Origin of the sequence: Microcoleus sp. PH2017_09_SFU_O_A (assembly GCF_020738625.1) — a bacterium.
Lineage (GTDB): Bacteria > Cyanobacteriota > Cyanobacteriia > Cyanobacteriales > Microcoleaceae > Microcoleus.
Window position 1 is genome coordinate 1 of the sequence record NZ_JAEQCF010000193.1, and the last position, 1,504, is coordinate 1,504.

The following is a 1,504-nucleotide window of genomic DNA, read 5'->3' on the forward strand; positions in this document are numbered from 1 at the left end:
CAGTTCTCTGTGCCTTAAGTTCGCGGTGTGAACCGCTCTCTCTCTGGCGCTTTATTAATATACTTATTTCGCAAGGGCTTGTCAAGCGTTTTGCGAAAACAATTTTTATCTTTCGCTCAATCTATACACCGTAAGGCTTTTGGGTGTTCCTCGATGCTCCGAGATCCGATTGCTCGTTCCTCTTTAACGCCAGAACCTGCTTTTTTACCCCCAATGTCAGTTTTTGACCGCCGTCTGTCATGAAGGGTCGGTAGAATCGTTGAGAGGTAAAATGGCTACTACTATATATAGAACCCTTTTGAGATCTTTTGACGATCGCCCGCGATTGAGACCCGCTCGGGCTATGGGCAAGCGGCTAGGGGCGCTCGGCTCCGGCTACAGGCGATTGCCATCCAATTGCCCCAAATTTAAGGTGATGCGGTTTCAACCGAAATTGGAAAGGGTGATTGGTTGTCTCTGCTTACTAAATTGATGTAACCCACATTCCGCACTTTAAGTTGAAAGTAAGGATTCAGGTCTAAAAACTTGTGGCTATAACGCTTTTCTGGCAAGGGTTATAGGACAAAATAATGTTTTTTGTCTTTGTCTGTTGATTGTCAGGCCTATGACCAGAAATGACAGTTTTTCGTCATAAGCTTGATAATTGGAGTTTAAACTAAGCAGGTCAAAAAGTGCGATTGCCCAAAGACTAGCTCACGTTTATCACAGGGCGAACGCATCTAAATTTCATATTAACAGAATATGGTATATTGGAGGATGGTTCTTGATTACTCAAAAAATATTTAATTAGAGTTTGCCCTGCATGAAACTTAAACCTAAAATCACCATCGCCGACCATTTTGCTGACTGAGAAGATCCAAGAATTGAGCGGACGAAACATCATCAATTAATTGATATTATTACCATCTCAATTTGTGCCGTGATTTGCGGTGCTGATACATGGGTCGATATCGAAAGTTACGGGCGAGCTAAATACGGGTAGTCCCCTGAAGGAAAGGATCGAGAGAATAAAACTGAATTCAAATAAAAGTAGGGATTTAGAGTTGTAAATTAGCATTGTAATGATGCACAAACCGCCAAATTGCAGCAATATGATTTTCTAATTTTTTAGAGAAGGCTAGGCTCTTTCTTACCAGTCGAGACACTCGTTGTCGAATAGTACAGTTGAAGCGCTCGATATAGCTAGTAAAACCACTATCTTTATCTACGCTTTGATGACGTTTGCTGGGCAATACAGAATCATAAGCACAAAACGTGGTCAGTATAAATTACTGCACATTGACGGTACACTGGTGGCATTGAATTCCATAGATATTGAGCCGATACTGCGCTACGATCTCCAATATGTACACCAACAATTTCCCTAGTCTGGGCATCCAATGCCAGCCAGACCCACTGCTGATTGCCTTTACTATCAACGAATGACCATAACTCATCCATCTGAACATTCAAGCGCTTTTTTTCTTTGGGAGTCACTTCCACTTGCTTCTTAACAGCAGCCGCT

2 pseudogenes are annotated in these 1,504 nt (G+C 42.2%); one reads left to right on the forward strand and one right to left on the reverse strand.

Annotation, left to right across the window (positions count from 1 at the left end):
* Window positions 1–802: 802 nt before the first annotated feature.
* Window positions 803–973: pseudogene (locus tag JGK16_RS32605) on the forward strand (transposase family protein); the annotation flags it as partial.
* A 64-nt stretch (window positions 974–1,037) separates the two neighbouring features.
* Here the strand turns inward: JGK16_RS32605 and JGK16_RS32610 are convergent.
* A pseudogene (locus tag JGK16_RS32610) lies at window positions 1,038–1,504 on the reverse strand (IS1 family transposase); the annotation flags it as partial.